Genomic DNA, 17834 nt, shown 5'->3' on the forward strand with positions numbered 1-17834 from the left:
GCTAGGGGCCGATTCTGAGAGTCCCCTTAACGAGCCGCCCCCTGACGACCGGCCCCTGACGACCGCCCTTAACGACCGGCCCTTCAGTGACCGAGTCCTCAGCGGCCTTCCTGCTCCCGCAGCTCCCGCCACTCCGGCGCCAGCACCGACCAGACCTCCATGTCGTGCCGTACGCCCCTGTACGGGTAGCTCTCCCGCAGCACCCCCTCCCGCATCATCCCCAGCCGCTTGGCGACATTGATGCTCGCGGTGTTCCCCGAGGCCACCTGCCACTCGACACGGTGCATTCCACGCTCGTACACCGCCCAGTCGAAGATCACGCGCGCGGCCCGTGTGACCAGCCCGCGCCCGGCGGCCGACGGCTCCAGCCAGCAGCCCGCCTCGCACGCGCCGCTCGCGGTGTCCCAGATGCGGAACAGGACACCGCCGACGAGGGTCCCGTCCAGCCAGATCCCGTAGATGCGCCCCGCGTCCCGGGCCTGCTTGTCGGCGTACGACTGGAGGAAGGCCCGCGCCGAGTCGACATCGGTCGCGACGGTGGCCAGTGCGACGTACTGACCGATGAACTCGCGGCCCCGGTCCATGTGGGCGAGGTACTCCTCGGCCCGCCAGGGCTCCAGCGGCCGCAGTTCCGCCCCGTCGTCACCCAGCGATATCGCGAACATCGTCTTCCTCGTCCCCCGGCCCGGTTACGGCACGAGCTGTCCGTCCTCGCTCGCGCGCTGCCCAGGGATCTTCGCATGCACACGGCACTCGGGCGGCTCGATGCTGATACGCGGCAGTCGGCGGTCCAGCCAGCGCGGCAGCCACCAGTTCGCTCCGCCCAGCATGTGCATGAGCGCGGGCACCAGCAGCGTACGCAGCACGAACGCGTCCAGCGCGACCGCCGCAGCCAGCGCGATACCGAACATCGCGATGACCCGGTCGCCGCTGAGGACGAAGGCGAGAAAGACCGAAATCATGATCACGGCCGCGGAGTTGATCACGCGGCTGGTCTCGGCGAGGCCGACCCGTACCGCCCGCCGGTTGTCGCCGGTCTCCAGCCACTCCTCGTACATCCGGCTGACCAGGAACACCTGGTAGTCCATGGAGAGCCCGAAGAGCACCGAGACCATGATGACCGGTAGGAACGGCTCGATCGGGCCCGCTCTGCCGAGCCCGAGGAGCTCGCTGCCCCACCCCCACTGGAAGATCGCGACGACGATCCCGAAGGAGGAGGCGACGGCGGCCGCATTCATCGCGGCGGCTTTGAGGGGGATGCCGATCGAGCGGAAGGCAAGCAGCAGGAGCAGACAGCCGAGTGCGATCACGACGCCCACGAAGAGGGGCAGTTTACGGACGATGATCTCGGCGAAGTCGTCGTAGCTCGCCGTGACTCCGCCGACGTGCACCTCCAGGGAGGTGCCGTCCGACGCGGTGGGCAGGACGTCCTGGCGCAGCCGGTCGACGAGTTCACTGGTCGACTTCGACTGGGGGGACGACTCCGGCACGACGGTGAGGACCGCCGTGTCTCCGCTGCCGCTGTACGTGACCGGGCCGACGAATCTGATGCCGCCGACGCCGCGCAGGGCGTCGGGCAGCTTGCCCATGGCGAGGCGGTCGTCCGCGCCGTCGAGACGGGCGACGAGGGTGAGCGGGCCATTGACGCCGGGCCCGAAAGCTTCCGCGAGCAGGTCGTACGCCTGGCGGCTGGTCGAGGTGGCGGGGCCGTTGCCCTGGTCGGACGTGCCGAGGTGCAGCGAGAACGCCGGCAGCGTGAGCACCAGCATGACCACCGCTGCGACCGCTCCGAGCAGCTTCGGATGACGCTCGACGAAGGCGGACCAGCGGGCGGCGAAGCCGGTCGGCAGCTCGGGCTGCGGGCCGCGCTCGATGAGCCGTCGTCGCTCGCGTCTGCTGAGCGCCCGCATGCCTATGAAGGACAGCAGGGCCGGCAGCAGGGTCACCGACGCCGCCACGGTGAGTACGACGGTCAGGGAGGCGGCGATCGCGACGCCGCCCAGGAAGCTGAGTCGCAGAATGAGCATGCCGAGCAGGGCGATGCAGACGGTGGCGCCCGCGAAGACGACGGCCCGGCCGGTGGTGGCCACGGCGTTCTGGGCCGCTTCGGCCACCGGCAGTCCGCGCCGCAGGCCCTTGCGGTGTCTGGTGACGATGAACAGCGCGTAGTCGATGCCGACGCCGAGCCCGATCAGTACGCCGAGCATCGGCGCGAAGTCGGCGACGGTCATCACATGCCCGAGGAGCACGATGCCCGCGTACGCCGTGCCGACCGAGACCAGCGCGGTGGCGATGGGCAGCACGCTGGCGGCGAGCGAGCCGAAAGCTAGGAAGAGGACGACGGCGGCGACGGCCACGCCGACGATCTCGGCCACATGGGACGTGGGCGCTTCGGTGAGTGCGACGGCGCTGCCGCCGAGCTCGACCTGGACCGCGTCGGTCTGGGCTGCCTTCGCCGTGGCGACGACCGCTTCGATCTGCGACTTGGGGATGGAGTCGGCCCGCTCGTCGAAGGTAACGGTGGCATACGCGGTGTGCCCGTCGGGGCTGGTCCGGTCGGCACCGTCGTTGCCGTACGGGCTGCTGACGGAGGCGACCCCGTCGAGTTTCGCGACCTCGTCGAGCATCTCGGACATGGGCTGGCGGACGCCGACGGCGCGCACGCTGCCGCTGTCCGTGTGCCACACGATGGTGTCGCTGTCGCCGCCCTGGCCGTGGAAGCCCCCTTGGAGGAGGGCGGTTGCCCGGCCGGACTCGGTGCCCGGGACGTCGTAGTCGTTGGAGTACGCGGTTCCCGTTACGCCCGCGGCGGATGCGACGCCGCTGAAAGCCAGGAGCCAGAGCACGACGGCTACGAGTCGGTGCGTGATGCACCAACGGGCTACTGCTGCCAACGGACTTGCTCCCTGGGTGGTTCGTGGATCTTTGATCGGGAACCACCCGCAAAGAACTCTTGACCTCAAAGGGACATTCTGGCAGTCAATAGTGATCCTTTGCCCGTTTCGTGGGCTTACTCACAGGGGCGTGCGGGAGCCAGGGAAAAGGGTCCCGGACCCCCGCGCGCCTCTCAGCTCTCAGCTCTCAGCTCTCAACCGGAGACGCTCGCCCGCCCGTTCTCGATGTGGCCCATCAGGCGGCGACGGAAGCCGGTGTCCCGGTCGGCGGTCACCTCGATGTCGTACCAGCCGTGCGCGTCGGCCGCCGAGTGCACGACGGTGCGGCTGCGGCCCGCCTTGACCGTGACGGTGCGGGTCCAGTCGTCGAGGTCGGCCTCGTCGACGTAAGCCAGCGGACGGATCGTGAAGGTGACCGGCTTGCTGCCGTCGTTGCGCAGGGTGAGGTGCAGGTCGCGGTCGTGGTGGTCAATGGACGAAGAGACCTGCGCGGTGCCCTCGACGCTGCCCGCGAACTCGCGCCGGAAGCCGTTCGGCCCGGTGATCGTGAAGCGGTAGGCGTCGCCGGTAAGGGGTACTGACCATTGCGCCTTGCCCCTTACGTCCTTGTGCTGCGGGACGGTGAACTCACCGGCGTACGGATAGAGCGCGAAGTGGGCGCTTGCGCGCCCGCTGTTGCTGAGCGCCACGGTGAAGGCGTCGGCCGTGACCTTGCCGTACGCGTCGGGCTGGTACGGCAGCGGCCGCGCGGGCCGGGTCCCCTCCTCCTGCACGGGCATGTGCTGCTGCAACGGCGGCACGGGCCGCCAGCGTCCCGTGAACGGCGGGATCGCGCCCGGCTGCTCCACATCGGGCTGCGGCCTGCCGCGCCGGAAGTCGAAGGCGGAGGTCAGATCGCCGGTGACAGCGCGACGCCAGCTGGTGATGTTGGGCTCCTCGATGCCCGTCCACTTCTCCAGCAGCCGGACCACCGAAGTGTGGTCGAACACCTCGGAGCAGACGTAGCCGCCGACCGACCAGGGTGAGACGACGAGCAACGGGACGCGGATGCCGAGGCCGGTGGGCTTGCCCTGCCAGCGCTCCTCGGTGTTGTCGGCGGGCGGGACCGGCGGCGGTACGTGGTCGAAGAAGCCGTCGTTCTCGTCGTAGTTGATCAGGACGACGGTGTTCCGCCAGACGTCGGGGTGGGAGCCGAGGGCGTCCAGCACCTTGTAGACGAGGGTGGCCGACGCGATCGGCGAGGAGGACCCTGGGTGCTCGGAGTCGATCGCGGAGGGCACCAGGTACGACACCTCGGGGAGCGTGCCGGCCGCCACGTCCGCGCGGAACTGATCCGCGAGGGAGCCGGTCTCGCCGCGCCGGAGCCCGCGCTCGAAGAGCGACCGCTCGCTGTTGGTCAGCGTCGCCACGCCCTCTTCGAGCGCGGCGAGCAGCCGTGCGCGCTCGGCGGTGTCCTGGGTGTCGCGGACCTTCGCGTAGAAGGCCTCCATGAAGGTGAAGTCGCCGGCCTTGGCCAGCGCCTTGCGCGCGATCTTCTTGAAGCTGGTGAAGAACTCGATGTTGTTGTCGGTGAAGTTCTCCCACTCCTGGTACGTCTTCCAGCTGCGGCCGGCCGTCTCGAGCCGCTCGGCGTACGTCGGCCAGGAGTAGCCGGGGTGGGTGCCCTCGGCGTACGCGGCGTTGGTGACAGCGCGGCTGCCGTCGGCCTCGAAGCCGGTCCAGCCGCTCCACAGATGGTTGCGGTTGGGGCTCGTCGACGTATGGATCGAGGAGTGGTACGCGTCGCAGATGGTGAAGGTGTCCGCGAGTTCGTAGTGGAGGGGTATGTCGCGGCGGTCGTAGTACGCCATGGTCGCTGCGGTCTTCGCGGAGATCCAGCCGTCCATCCAGCCGTCACGCCAGGCCTTGGCGCCGCCGCCCCAGGAGTGGTCGAGGTCGCCGATGTACTGGAGGTCCTTCTTCTGCGTCTCGGCGGCGTCGCGCACGGGGAAGGGCAGCACGGTGCGCAGCGGGCCCGGCTGCTCGTAGACGAGCTTCCCGGAGGGGAGTTCGACGGCGTTGCGGTCGCCGAAGCCGCGAACGCCGCGCAGGGTGCCGAAGTAGTGGTCGAAGGACCGGTTCTCCTGCATGAGGATCACCACGTGCTTGACCGCCCGCAGCCCGCCAGACGGCGGCTCGGCGGCCAGCGCCGCCTGCAGGGAGGGCGGGAGCAGCGACCCGGCCGCCGCCGCGCCGATGACGCCTCCGCCGAGTGCGAACAGACGCCGCCGTGACATGTCCGTGGTCAAGTGATCCTCCCGATTCCGGTGCTACCGCCCGGAACGTAGTGAGGCCGGATGACTTGGGGAAGTCCCATGGACGGCGCGGCGGTGAACGTCCAAGTGCCCGCGCGAAGAGTCCAAGCGCCTTGGGAAAGGGAGGGGGGCCGGGCTACGCGGGCGGGTCAGCCGTCCCATCGCAACCATGGCGGCATGCCGCCGCGCGGCGATCGCGGCCGCGTCCTGAAGGCCGCCGGCAGGCTCGGGGCTGCCCTCGATGATGTCGCGCCGGTGCCAGGCCTGTGAACACAGACGATTTCGGCGCGATCTGAGCGGTGAATACCCAAACGTGCGCCGGGTGTTGTCGGTGGCGGCTGGCACGATGGGTGACATGGAATACACGGGGACCAACCTGCCGACCCTGACACCCGGCGATGCCGCGGAGTTCGCCCTGACGCTCCATGACGCGCCCGCCGCGTACCTCGACCGGGACCCGGTCCAGGTGCTGGCGTACAACCCGGGTGCCTCGCTCCGGGACCGGCGGGAGGCCTTCCGCGTGGTGTACGACGCGATAGTGGCCAGGATCGGCGAGCCGACACTCTACGGCGGCTCGGCAGAAGGCCCCAACGTCCGCTGGCGGGACGGCAGAAGGCTGGTGCTGCTCGCCGGCAACCGCAGCCGGGCGCAGCTATCGGTCCACGACACGGACACCCTGGAGCAGGAGGAACGGCGCATCTTCGAGTGGGGCGGCGCCTGGTCGGCGGACGAGCCGCACGACTTCGACTTCCTGCCGTACACCTGGCAGTTGGACCGCAGCGGCCCCGGCGAGCGCCCGACCGAGGGGCCCGGCGGCCGGCAGGCCTCCTGTCTCGAACACTTCGAGAGCGCGCTCGAGTTGCTGCTCACGGCGTGGGTGGAGCAGCTTCCGGTGCAGGTCGGCGACGACTGGGCGAGCTTCAGCGTGACCAGCGGCGCGGACCGCGGACGGCAGCTGCTCATCTCGTACGGGCTGGAGGACGGGCTGCATGTCTCGGTCGACGACCGCGACGGCGAGGACAGCCCGGAGCGGGCGCGGTTGATGCGCTCGCGCGGCTGGAAGTCCCGCGACCGGGGCTGGTGGCAGACGGACTTCCCGGACCCGGAGCGCGGGGAGGTGGCGGCGGTGGCCCGCCTGGCCGTCACGGAACTGCGGGCACGCGGCACGAAAGAGCCGGAGGAACTGCGAGCGAGGGACGCCAGCTGCAAGGACCGCGGCGAGCTGTGGCTGCCGGGTTTGGGCATACGCCACTGACGCACGCCTTGGTCGCGCGGCACGGAAGACCAGGGCTACGCACGGCGCCCGGGTCGCCCCGCGGCCGACCGCTGCACTGGCCAACGGCGCCCGGGTCGCCCCGCTGCCGACCGCTGCACCGGCCCGCCGCCCGGGTTGGCCTGCGGTCGACTGCGACACCAGCCCGCCGCCCGGGTTGGCCTGCGGCCCGCTGTGGTGCCGCATACGCCGCCCCGAGGCGCGCCCCGCGGCCGGGCCTCGGCCTTGCGCGGGACCGCGGACCCCGCAGCCGCCCGCCGAGCACGAAGTGGCGGCCCGCACCAGTCGGTGCGGGCCGCCACTCCCCTGCCGATGCTCGTCGTCAGGCCTCGACGCCGAGCTTCTCCAGGATCAGTTCCTTCACGCGCGCCGCGTCCGCCTGGCCGCGGGTGGTCTTCATGACCGCGCCCACCAGCGCGCCGACCGCCGCGACCTTGCCGCCGCGGATCTTGTCGGCGATCGCCGCGTTGCCCGCGATCGCCTCGTCGACGGCCGCACCGAGCGCACCCTCGTCCGAGACGACCTTCAGGCCGCGCTTCTCGACGACGGTGTCCGGGTCGCCCTCGCCCGCGAGCACGCCCTCGATGACCTGGCGGGCCAGCTTGTCGTTGAGGTCGCCGGCAGCGACCAGCTCGGCCACCCGGGCCACCTGGGCCGGCGTGATCGGGAGCGAGGCGAGCTCGACGCCGTCCTCGTTGGAGCGGCGGGCCAGCTCACCCATCCACCACTTGCGCGCGGAAGCCGCATCCGCGCCCGCCTCGATCGTGGCGGCGATCAGGTCGACCGCCCCCGCGTTGAGGATCGACTGCATGTCGTGCTCGGAGACGCCCCACTCCTCGCGCAGCCGGTTCCGGCGGACCCGCGGCAGCTCGGGCAGGGTCGCCCGAAGCTCCTCGACCCACTCGCGCGGCGGCGCGACAGGCACCAGGTCGGGCTCCGGGAAGTACCGGTAGTCCTCGGCCTCTTCCTTCACCCGGCCGGACGTCGTGGAGCCGTCCTCCTCGTGGAAGTGACGGGTCTCCTGGATGATCGTGCCGCCGGACGAGAGCACCGCGGCGTGCCGCTGAATCTCGAACCGGGCCGCACGCTCGACGCTGCGCAGCGAGTTGACGTTCTTCGTCTCGGAGCGCGTGCCGAACTTCTCCACGCCGTGCGGGCGCAGCGACAGGTTCACGTCGCACCGCATCTGGCCCTGCTCCATGCGCGCCTCGGAGACGCCGAGCGCCTTGATGAGCTCGCGCAGCTCCGCGACGTACGCCTTGGCGACCTCCGGCGCACGCTCGCCCGCGCCCTCGATCGGCTTGGTGACGATCTCGATCAGCGGGATGCCGGCGCGGTTGTAGTCCAGCAGCGAGTGGGACGCGCCATGGATACGGCCGGTGGCGCCGCCGACGTGCGTCGACTTGCCGGTGTCCTCCTCCATGTGCGCGCGCTCGATCTCCACGCGGAAGACCTCGCCGTCCTCCAGCTGGACGTCCAGATAGCCGTTGAAGGCGATCGGCTCGTCGTACTGCGAGGTCTGGAAGTTCTTCGGCATGTCCGGATAGAAGTAGTTCTTCCGGGCGAAGCGGCACCACTCGGCGATCTCGCAGTTGAGCGCGAGGCCGATCTTGACGGCCGACTCGACGCCGATCGCGTTGACGACCGGGAGCGAGCCGGGCAGGCCGAGGCAGATGGGGCAGGTCTGCGAGTTGGGCGGGGCGCCCAGCTCGGTCGAACAGCCGCAGAACATCTTGGTCTTGGTGCCGAGTTCGACATGGACTTCGAGGCCCATGACGGGGTCGTACGCCGCGAGAGCGTCCTCGTACGACACCAGTTCAGTGACGGTCACGGTGAAACTTCCCTCTCAGCCCAGCAGTACGTCGTCGTCGCCCAGGCGCTTCAGCTCGCGGTAGAGCAGGGCCAGGCCGGTGACGATGGCGGCAGCGGATACGGCGGCATCGATCAGCCGGAGCGTGTCGTTCTCGGTGCGGGCCTTCTTGGCCTGCTTGATCACACTCAGCGCGCCGAACGCGGTGGTGCCGATGGACAGGTACGTACCGGTCTTGGACTTCTTGAAGCCCTTGGCCTTGGCAAGTGTGCTCACAGCGACGGTGCCTCCTCGAGCAGCGGGTGGCCCCACCTTTCCACGAAGGCGGCCTCGACGGCGGCGCCGACCTTGTACAGCCGGTCGTCCTTCATGGCGGGGGCGATGATCTGCAGACCGACCGGCAGTCCGTCCTCCGGCGCGAGGCCGCAGGGCAGCGACATCGCGGCGTTGCCGGCCAGGTTGGTCGGGATGGTGCACAGGTCCGCGAGGTACATCGCCATCGGGTCGTCGGCGCGCTCGCCGATCGGGAAGGCGGTGGTCGGCGTGGTCGGCGAGACGATCACGTCGACCTGCTCGAAGGCCTTCTCGAAGTCCCGGGTGATGAGCGTACGGACCTTCTGCGCGGAACCGTAGTACGCGTCGTAGTAGCCGGAGCTGAGCGCGTACGTGCCGAGCATGATGCGGCGCTTGACCTCGTCGCCGAAGCCGGCCTCGCGCGTCAGCGCGGTGACATCCTCGGCGGACCTCGTGCCGTCGTCGCCGACCCGCAGGCCATAGCGCATGGCGTCGAAGCGGGCCAGGTTGGAGGAGCACTCGGACGGGGCGATCAGGTAGTACGCGGAGAGCGCGAGGTCGAAGGACGGGCAGTCCAGCTCGACGATCGTCGCGCCGAGCGACCGCAGCAGCTCGACAGACTCGTTGAAGCGCTGGACGACACCGGCCTGGTAGCCCTCGCCGGAGAACTGCTTGACGACACCGACGCGCATTCCGGCGACCGAGCCGCTGCGCGCGGCCTCGACGACCGGCGGGACCGGGGCGTCGATGGACGTCGAGTCGAGCGGGTCGTGACCGGCGATGACCTCGTGCAGCAGCGCCGCGTCCAGGACCGTGCGGGCGCAGGGACCGCCCTGGTCGAGGGAGGACGAGAACGCCACCATGCCGTAGCGGGAGACGCCGCCGTAGGTGGGCTTCACGCCGACCGTGCCGGTGACGGCGGCGGGCTGGCGGATGGAGCCGCCGGTGTCCGTGCCGATGGCGAGCGGGGCTTCGTACGAGGCGAGGGCGGCGGAGGAGCCGCCGCCGGAGCCGCCGGGGATACGGGTCAGGTCCCACGGGTTGCCCGTCGGGCCGTACGCGCTGTTCTCGGTCGAGGACCCCATGGCGAACTCGTCCATGTTGGTCTTGCCGAGGATGACGACGTCGGCCGCCTTGAGCTTCTTGGTCACCGTCGCGTCGTACGGCGGGATCCAGCCCTCGAGGATCTTCGAGCCGACCGTGGTCGGGATGCCCTCGGTGGTGAAGATGTCCTTCAGCGCGAGCGGAACGCCGGCCAGCGGACCGAGCTTCTCGCCCGCCTCGCGCTTTGCGTCCACCGCGCGGGCCTGCGCGAGCGCACCCTCACGGTCGATGTGCAGGAAGGCGTGCACCTTCTCGTCGACGGCGTCGATCCGGGCCAGGTGAGCCTCGGTGACCTCGACGGCCGTGAGCTCGCCGGCGGCGATCTTCGCGGCGATCTCGGCCGCGGTGAGCTTGATGATGTCCGTCATGGTGATTAGTCCTCCCCCAGGATCTGCGGCACCTTGAAACGCTGCTGCTCCTGGGCCGGGGCGCCGGAGAGCGCCTGCGCGGGGGTGAGCGACGGACGGACCTCGTCCGGGCGCATGACATTGGTCAGCGGCAGCGGGTGGGAGGTCGGGGGTACGTCTTGGTCGGCGACCTCGGAGACGCGGGCGACCGCGCCGATGATGTCGTCGAGCTGTCCGGCGAAGTGCACGAGCTCTTCGTCCTTCAGCTCCAGACGCGCCAGCCGGGCGAGGTGGGCGACCTCCTCGCGCGTAATGCCAGGCATGCAGCGATCCTCAGGGGTGAGTGTGTGTGGTTTGGCCCAATCCTATGGGGCGCGGGCCACAACCCACGAAACGGTTATCCGGACCGGGTTCCGCACGGCCGGTGGCGGGCCGCGCGCACAAGCCGGTAAGTCAGGGGACGACCTGGCCCGACGGCTCGTCCGCGTCCGTCGGGGTGGCGGCGGGCAGCTCGGCCGGGCGGTGCCAGCCCCGCTCGCCCCTGGCCCGCAGCCATGCGGTGGTCTCCTGCGGCGGCATCGCGGCCGCGACCAGCCAGCCCTGTACGGCGTCGCAGCCCAGGTCGCGCAGCCGCTCCCAGGTCTCGTCGTCCTCGACGCCCTCGGCGACCACCAGAAGGCCCAGCGAGTGAGCCAGGTCCACGGTGCAGCGGACGATCTCCGCGTCCTCGTTGTCGACGGCGAGCCGGGCGACGAACGAGCGGTCGATCTTGAGCTCGCTGACGGGGAGGCGGCGCAGATGTACGAGGGAGGAGTAGCCGGTGCCGAAGTCGTCGAGGGACATCTTGACGCCGTGTTCGGTCAGCCCGGCCAGGGTGTCGGCGGCGCGCTGCGGGTCCTCGAGGAGGACGTGTTCCGTGATCTCCAGCTGGAGGGCGCCCGGCGGGACGCCGTGCCGGGCGAGGCGCGCGGCGACGGATCCGGCGAAGCCGGGGGTGTGCACATCGCGCGGAGAGACATTGACGGCGACCGGCACGTTCAGCCCCTGCGCGCGCCACTTCGCGACCTGGGCGAGGGCCGTATCGAGCACGTACTCCGTCAGATACGGCATCAGGCCCGAGGACTCGGCGATGGCGATGAACTCGTCCGGGGAGACCCGGCCACGCTCCGGGTGGACCCAGCGGACCAGGGCTTCCAGGCCCGCGACATGGCCGTCGAAGCGGACCTTGGGCTGGTAGTGGAGCTCCACGTCGCCGGCGTCCAGCGCCCGGCGCAGATCGCCCAGCAGGCCGAGCCGGTCGGGGGTGTTGCTGTCCCGCTTGGACTCGTACACCTCCACGCCCGTGCGGTCCCGCTTCGCCTGGTACATCGCCACGTCCGCGCGCCGCAGCAGGCCCTCCGCGTCGTGCGCGTGCTCGGGGAAGACGGCGACGCCGGCGCTCGCCTCCAGGACGAGGGTCAGGCCGTCCAGGTCGAGGGGCGACGACAGCTCGGCCACCAGATTGCGGGCGACGCGCTGGGCGCTGGTGGTGGAGTCGGCGGTGGGGAGCAGTACGGCGAATTCGTCCCCGCCGAGCCTGGCCGCCTCGGCGCCGCGCGGCAGGGCGAGCCGCAGCCGGTCGGCTATCTGCAGGAGCAGCCGGTCGCCCGCGAGATGGCCGAGCGTGTCATTGACGGAACGGAACCGGTCGAGATCGATCAGTACGAGAGCGGAACGGGCACCGTTGCCCTCAGCGTCCTCCAGGGCGGCCCAGGTCCGCTCCAGCAGCCACTGCCGGTTGGGCAGCCCGGTCAGCGGATCGCGGAGCTGCTCCTCCGCCCTGGCCCGGGCGATCCAGAGTGTGGAGTCAAGGGCGATCAGCGGTACGGCGAACAGCGGCAGCAGCAGTGGCAGCGCGACCGCGACGACACAGATCAGCGGGGCGATGCCGAGCAGGGCGACCGCGACAAGACCCTGCCTCAGCAGGGCCGTACGGGCCACGGTGGGCAGGCCGCCGCCCTGCGGGGCCAGCACATACCACAGCAGCAGCCGGGTGACCGCGAGATAGGCGGTGGCCGCGAGCATCACTTCGGGGGCGGCCGCGATACCCCAGTCGAGTGGCGACCAGGGCTGCTCGACACTCGGCTGCACCCCGAACACAGCGAGGACGAGCGCCGCCGCGGCGATGCCGAGGATGTCCACGGAGCCGTGCAGCAGGCCCTGGCGCCAGCGGTGCCTGCGGGCGGCGCCGACCAGGGCGACGACGGCGAGGCTGACAAGTCCGGCCGGCACCCAGCCGAAGAGCAGCAGGGCGGCGAGGGTGAGGGCGGCGCCCGATCCGGTGCCGCCCCACCAGCGGTCGCGGCCGAGCGCGACCAGATGGCCCACGATGATCCCGGTGAGGACGGCAAGCGACCAGCCCACCGTGGAGTTGGGGAAGAGTGCGTTGCCGTCCTGCACCGCCCTGACGATGCCGGTGGTGAGCAGGGCCGCGGCGCAAACGACGACGGCGACGGGAAGCCCCGGCGTCGTGCCCGCAAGGGCCGCGATTCCACGCGGCCGTGAGACCGGGGCGGCGCTCTCGGTCGGTTTCATTCCCGTCCCTCTCACAGCCGGCGGTGCCGATGCCTCGCGATGGCTCCCGTTGTCATGCCACCACGACTGAAATCCACCACGCAGCCGTGCACGACAGGCGCACATCTCAACAGTAGGCCGCAGGAGGCTCGGACGGGCAGCGCTCTACAGCTCTTGCCCGAATGCGACCTGGCCACCCTTATCCGTCTGGTATGCGCTGAACGGGTGACCTGTACCGGTCGTTGGGACCCGGATTCCGGCGTCTGATTCCCGCTCCGTGCGCCCCCTCCGGGCTCCCGTACGAGCCCCTTCCAAGCCCCGCGCACGCCCCCTCCGTTACGCCTCTGCAGGCACAGCTGCCTCACGGGCCGCGTCAGGGCCCTGTTCGAGCAGTACGGCGAAGCCCTCCTCGTCCAGGACCGGCACCTTCAGCTGCATCGCCTTGTCGTACTTGGAACCGGGGTTGTCGCCGACCACCACGAAGGCCGTTTTCTTCGAAACAGAACCGGCCACTTTCGCGCCGAGGCTCTGGAGGGCTTCTTTTGCGCCATCCCTGGTGTAGTTCTGCAAGGTGCCGGTGACGACCACGGTGAGTCCTTCCAGCGGACGCGGCCCCTCGTCCTCTCCCCCGCCCTCTTCCTGCATGCGGACGCCCGCCGCCCGCCACTTGCGCAGGATCTCGCGATGCCAGTCCTCCTCGAACCACTGCTTGAGCGAGGCGGCGATGGTCGGCCCGACGCCCTCGACGGCCGCCAGCTCCTCCTCGGTGGCCTGCTCGATCCGCTCGATCGACCGGAACTCCCGGGCCAGCGCCTCGGCCGCCACCGGGCCGACATGACGGATGGACAGACCCGTGATGATCCGGGCCAGCGGGCGCTCCTTGGCCGCCGCGATGTTCTCCAGCATCGCCAGGGCGTTCTTCTTCGGCTCGCCGAGCTGGTTGGCGAAGACCGTGACGACCTTCTCCTCGCCCGTCTTCGGGTCGCGCTTGGGCAGTCCGCTGTCCTGGTCCAGGACGTACGCCTTGATCGGCAGCAGCTGCTCGATGGTGAGGTTGAAGAGGTCGCCCTCGTCGGTCAGCGGCGGTGTGGGCGGCTCCAGCGGCTTGGTGAGCGCGGCCGCGGCCACATAGCCGAAGTTTTCGATGTCCAGCGACTTGCGTCCGGCGAGATAGAAGAGACGTTCACGCAACTGGGCGGGGCAGGAGCGGGCGTTGGGGCAGCGCAGGTCGACGTCGCCCTCCTTCATGGGACGCAGCGCCGTGCCGCACTCCGGGCACTCCGCCGGCATCACGAACTCCCGCTCGCTGCCGTCGCGCAGATCCGCGACCGGACCGAGGATCTCCGGAATGACGTCGCCCGCCTTGCGCAGCACCACCGTGTCGCCGATGAGCACGCCCTTGGCCTTGACCACGTCCTGGTTGTGCAGCGTGGCGAACTCGACCTCGGAGCCCGCGACCGTGACCGGCTCGACCTGGGCGTACGGCGTGACGCGGCCGGTGCGGCCGACGCCCACCCTGATGTTGACCAGCTTGGTGTTGACCTCCTCCGGCGCGTACTTCCAGGCGATCGCCCAGCGCGGCGCCCGTGAGGTGGAGCCGAGCCGCCCCTGGAGCGGGATCTCGTCGAGCTTGACGACCACGCCGTCGATCTCGTGCTCCACGGAGTGCCGGTGCTCGCCGAAGTACGCGATGAATTCCCTTACGCCTTCGAGGGAGTCGACCACCTTGTTGTGCTGCGCGGTGGGCAGGCCCCATTCGCGCAGCAGGCCGTACGCCTGCGACAGGCGGTCGATGTCGAAGCCCTGGCGGGCGCCGATGCCGTGCACCACCATGCGCAGCGGACGGGTCGCCGTGACCTTCGGGTCCTTCTGGCGCAGCGAACCCGCTGCCGCGTTGCGCGGGTTGGCGAAGGGCTTGTCACCCGCCTGAACCAGGCGGGCGTTGAGCTCCTCGAACTTCTCCATCGGGAAGTAGACCTCGCCGCGGATCTCGACGAGATCCGGGATGCGGTCGCCCTGGAGCCTGTCCGGGATGTCCGCGATGGTCCGGACATTGGGGGTGATGTCCTCGCCGACGCGGCCGTCGCCGCGGGTCGCCGCCCGCGTCAGCCGGCCCTTCTCGTATGTGAGGTTGACCGCGAGGCCGTCGACCTTCAGCTCGCACAGCAGGTGGTAGTCGGAGGTGTTGACCTCGCGCGCGACACGCTCCGCCCAGGCGGCCAGCTCCTCGTCCTCGAAGGCGTTGTCGAGGGAGAGCATCCGCTCGCGGTGCTCGACCGCGGTGAACTCCGTCTCGTACTGACCGGCGACCTTCTGGGTCGGCGAGTCGGGTGTACGCAGCTCGGGATACTCCTCCTCCAGCGCCTCCAGCGAGCGCAGCAGTTTGTCGAAATCGCCGTCGCTGATGACCGGCTGGTCCTTCACGTAGTACCGGAAGCGGTGCTCCTCGACCTGCTCGGCCAGCCGGGCGTGCTTCTCCCGTGCCTCGGCGGGCACCTGCCCTTGCTGTTCGACAGCCACCGTCTCGTCCTCCCGTTACTTCAGCCCACTACTCAGGGTTGTCCGCGAGCGATCTCGCGGCCCGGACGCAGTGGGCGAGCGCCGCGCGTGCGTACGCGGGTGACGCACCCGCGAGCCCGCACGACGGGGTGATCACCACGGACTCGGTGAGAGTCCCCGGATTCAGCCCCAGCCTGCGCCACAGCGTCCTGACACCCATGACGCTACCGGCAGGGTCTGACAATGGAACGTCAGTGGACGGCACGACGCCGGCGAACAGCTGCGTGCCGCCCTCGACCGCCTCGCCGATCTGTTCCTCGTCACGCTCGGTGAGCAGACCGAAATCGAACGAGACACCCGTGACCCCGGCCCGGCGCAGCAGCGCGAACGGCACGTCCGGCGCGCAGGAGTGGACGGTGACGGGCTCCTCGCTCGCCCCGATCACATCCCGCAGCGTGCTCTCGACGACCTGGCGGTCCACCGCCCTGTGGGTGCGATACCCGCTGGCGGTCCTGATCTGTCCACGCAGTACGGCGGTGAGCGACGGCTCGTCGAGTTGCAGCACCACGCGGGCGCCGGGCACCCGGCGGCGTACCTCCGCCAGATGCGCCCGCAGCCCTTCCGCGAGCGAGCCCGCGAGGTCCCGGACGGCGCCGGGATCGCCCAGCGCGGCCTCGCCGCCCCGCAGTTCCAGCGCGGCGGCGAGCGTCCACGGCCCCACAGCCTGCACCTTCAGTGGGCCCTCGTAGCCCTGGGTGAACTCCTCCAGCGCGTCGAGGTCCTCGCCGAGCCAGGAGCGGGCGCGGCGGGTTTCGCGCCCCGGCCGGTCGCTGATCCGCCAGCCGCTGGGCTCCACATGCGCGTACATCTCGACGAGCAGCCCGATGGTCCGCCCGATCATGTCGGCGCCCGGCCCGCGGGCGGGCAGCTCGGGCAGATACGGGAAGTCCTCGAAGGACCCGGCGACGGTCTTCGCAGCCTCGTGCGCGTCACCGCCGGGCATGGACCCGACACCGGTGGCGGGACCCCATGGGAATGCGTTCATCGCCCCGGCCGCACCGTCAGGTCGTTGATCTCCGCGTCGCGCGGCAGATCCAGCGCAGTCATGATCGTCGTCGCGACCGACTCCGGGGCGATCCAGCGGGACGCGTCGTACTCCTTGCCCTCCTGGGAGTGCACCTTGACCTGCATGGGGCCGGCCGTGCGGCCCGGGTAGACCGATGTCACGCGTACGCCGTTGCCGTGCTCCTCCTCGCGCAGCGAGTCGGCGAGCGCCTTCAGCCCGTGCTTGGAGGCGGCGTAAGCACCCCACTGAGCATGGGCGTGGAGGCCCGCGCCCGAGTTGACGAACAGCACATGCCCCTGAGCGGCGCGGAGTTGGGGCAGGAACAGCCGGGTCAGCTCGGCGGGCGAGACCAGGTTGGCGTTGAGCTGCTGGTGCCAGGTCTTGGGCCTGAGCTCGACGATCGGGCCGAGGTCGACGACGCCCGCGATGTGCAGCAGGGAGTCCAGTCGGTCCGGCATCTGCTGCATGCCGAGCGATCTGGAGATGCGGTCCGGGTCGGCCAGGTCGGCGACGAGCGTGCGGGCGCCCTCGTACTCGGCGGCGAGCTCCTTGGCGCGGCCGGCGTCGCGGGCCAGCAGGATGAGCTCGTCGCCGCGTTCGTGGAGCCGGCGCGCGACGGCCGCGCCGATGCCGGAGCCTGCTCCGGTGATCAGATGTGTAGCCATACGGGACATGCTCGCACTACCGCACGCTGCCGCCCGCTGCGGAGCGGCCGATTTCCATGAGGTCGCGGTACGGGGGAAGAAGTGCGGCCCGGACGGTGCTGTGACAGGTATGGCCAAAGGACACACGATCACCATCGAGCAGGGCACGGACCATGTACGGGTAGTGCGCGACGGGCAGCTCCTCGCCGAGAGCCGGCGGCCCTTGCTGCTGCACGAGACGGGCCTGCCGGTCCGCTACTACCTCCCCCCGGAGGACGTACGCACCGATCTGCTCACCCGCTCGGACACCCACACCCACTGCCCGTTCAAGGGTGACGCCGACTACTGGTCGCTGCCGGACGCACCTGATCTGGTGTGGGCGTACCCGGAGCCCAAGGACGAAGTGGCCCGGATCAAGGGTTACTTGTGCTTCTACGACACCGAGGTCGTCCAGGACTGACCAGCGGCTCGGAAGAATTCTGCGGCCGGGCGACGAGTTCTGCGCCGTACGCCGGTCAGTGCTCATATGGACAACATGAGCAGGACGCTGAGCAAGACGGAGTCGGCTGACGGCACGCTCATCGCGTTCGAACGGCGGGGCGAGGGCCCGCCGGTCGTTCTGGTCGGCGGTGCGCTGTGCACGGCGGCGACCGACGCGCCGCTGGCCGCAGTACTCGCTCCGCACTTCAGCGTGTTCACCTACGACCGGCGCGGCCGGGGTGCGAGCGGTGACACCGCGCCGTACGCCGTGGAGCGCGAGATCGAGGATCTCGCTGCCGTCATCGCCCAGGCGGGCGGCAGCGCCTCTGTGCACGGTATGTCCTCGGGCGCCGAGCTGGTTCTGAGGGCGGCGGCCGCCGGGCTGCCGATCACTCAACTCTCGGTCTACGAGCCGCCGTTCGAGACGAGCCCGACGGCCAGACAGGAGCCTGCCGCACATGTCGGCCGGCTGCGCGATCTGGTGGCGCAGGGGCGGCGTGGGGATGCGCTCGCGCTCTTCCTGACGGAGGTCGGGGCGCCGCCCGAGGCCATCGAGGGAATGCGGCAGACCATCTT

The 17834-nt window shown here is 70.4% G+C and carries 12 protein-coding genes and 1 pseudogene; 2 read left to right on the forward strand and 11 right to left on the reverse strand.

Annotated elements, in window-relative coordinates; genetic code table 11:
* Nucleotides 1–98 precede the first annotated feature (98 nt).
* The 3 genes and pseudogenes from QFZ67_RS11225 to QFZ67_RS11235 all read right to left on the reverse strand — a co-directional run bounded on the left by QFZ67_RS11225 (nt 99) and on the right by QFZ67_RS11235 (nt 5182).
* A complete protein-coding gene (locus QFZ67_RS11225) occupies nt 99–665 on the reverse strand; it encodes a GNAT family N-acetyltransferase (protein WP_307660936.1) in 567 nt (188 codons plus the stop codon).
* Nucleotides 643–2894 (reverse strand): annotated as a pseudogene (locus QFZ67_RS11230) (MMPL family transporter). Before QFZ67_RS11230 ends, QFZ67_RS11225 begins: the two are co-directional and overlap by 23 nt.
* A gap of 194 nt (nt 2895–3088) precedes the next feature.
* Complete coding sequence (locus tag QFZ67_RS11235; RefSeq protein ID WP_307660938.1) at nt 3089–5182, reverse strand: phosphocholine-specific phospholipase C; 2094 nt, start codon at nt 5180–5182, stop codon at nt 3089–3091.
* 352 nt (nt 5183–5534) lie between these two features.
* Between QFZ67_RS11235 and QFZ67_RS11240 the strand changes: the two genes are divergently transcribed.
* Nucleotides 5535–6443, forward strand: a complete 909-nt coding sequence (locus QFZ67_RS11240; protein ID WP_307665806.1) for a hypothetical protein — start codon at nt 5535–5537, stop codon at nt 6441–6443.
* 340 nt (nt 6444–6783) lie between these two features.
* Here the strand turns inward: QFZ67_RS11240 and gatB are convergent, their stop codons facing one another.
* The 8 genes from gatB to QFZ67_RS11280 all read right to left on the reverse strand — a co-directional run bounded on the left by gatB (nt 6784) and on the right by QFZ67_RS11280 (nt 16799).
* On the reverse strand, nt 6784–8292 hold the full coding sequence (gene gatB / locus QFZ67_RS11245; protein WP_307660939.1) for an Asp-tRNA(Asn)/Glu-tRNA(Gln) amidotransferase subunit GatB: 1509 nt from the start codon (nt 8290–8292) through the stop codon (nt 6784–6786).
* A gap of 15 nt (nt 8293–8307) precedes the next feature.
* Nucleotides 8308–8547 carry a hypothetical protein gene (locus QFZ67_RS11250; protein ID WP_307660940.1) on the reverse strand — a complete coding sequence of 80 codons (240 nt, stop codon included), beginning with the start codon at nt 8545–8547 and terminating at the stop codon, nt 8308–8310.
* Nucleotides 8544–10037, reverse strand: a complete 1494-nt coding sequence (gene gatA, locus QFZ67_RS11255) for an Asp-tRNA(Asn)/Glu-tRNA(Gln) amidotransferase subunit GatA (RefSeq protein ID WP_307660941.1) — start codon at nt 10035–10037, stop codon at nt 8544–8546. The genes QFZ67_RS11250 and gatA overlap by 4 nt, the downstream gene beginning before the upstream one ends.
* 5 nt (nt 10038–10042) lie before the next feature.
* Complete coding sequence (gatC, locus tag QFZ67_RS11260; RefSeq protein WP_307660942.1) at nt 10043–10339, reverse strand: Asp-tRNA(Asn)/Glu-tRNA(Gln) amidotransferase subunit GatC; 297 nt, start codon at nt 10337–10339, stop codon at nt 10043–10045.
* Between the two features lie 130 nt (nt 10340–10469).
* Nucleotides 10470–12590 (reverse strand): bifunctional diguanylate cyclase/phosphodiesterase, encoded by a 2121-nt coding sequence (locus QFZ67_RS11265; RefSeq protein WP_307660943.1) that lies wholly within the window; start codon nt 12588–12590, stop codon nt 10470–10472.
* A 315-nt stretch (nt 12591–12905) separates the two neighbouring features.
* Entirely contained in the window at nt 12906–15089 is a 2184-nt protein-coding gene (ligA, locus tag QFZ67_RS11270) for an NAD-dependent DNA ligase LigA (protein WP_307660944.1), read from the reverse strand.
* Between the two features lie 28 nt (nt 15090–15117).
* A complete protein-coding gene (locus tag QFZ67_RS11275) occupies nt 15118–16113 on the reverse strand; it encodes a methionine synthase (protein ID WP_307660945.1) in 996 nt (331 codons plus the stop codon).
* Nucleotides 16110–16799: an SDR family oxidoreductase gene (locus tag QFZ67_RS11280; RefSeq protein ID WP_307660946.1), complete on the reverse strand. Its 690-nt coding sequence runs from the start codon at nt 16797–16799 to the stop codon at nt 16110–16112. The genes QFZ67_RS11275 and QFZ67_RS11280 overlap by 4 nt, the downstream gene beginning before the upstream one ends.
* A gap of 109 nt (nt 16800–16908) precedes the next feature.
* On the opposite strand from QFZ67_RS11280, the gene QFZ67_RS11285 reads away from it, so the two are divergent.
* Complete coding sequence (locus QFZ67_RS11285; protein ID WP_307665807.1) at nt 16909–17238, forward strand: DUF427 domain-containing protein; 330 nt, start codon at nt 16909–16911, stop codon at nt 17236–17238.
* Nucleotides 17239–17834 lie beyond the last annotated feature (596 nt).

Origin of the sequence: Streptomyces sp. V1I1 (genome assembly GCF_030817355.1) — a bacterium.
Lineage (GTDB): Bacteria > Actinomycetota > Actinomycetes > Streptomycetales > Streptomycetaceae > Streptomyces.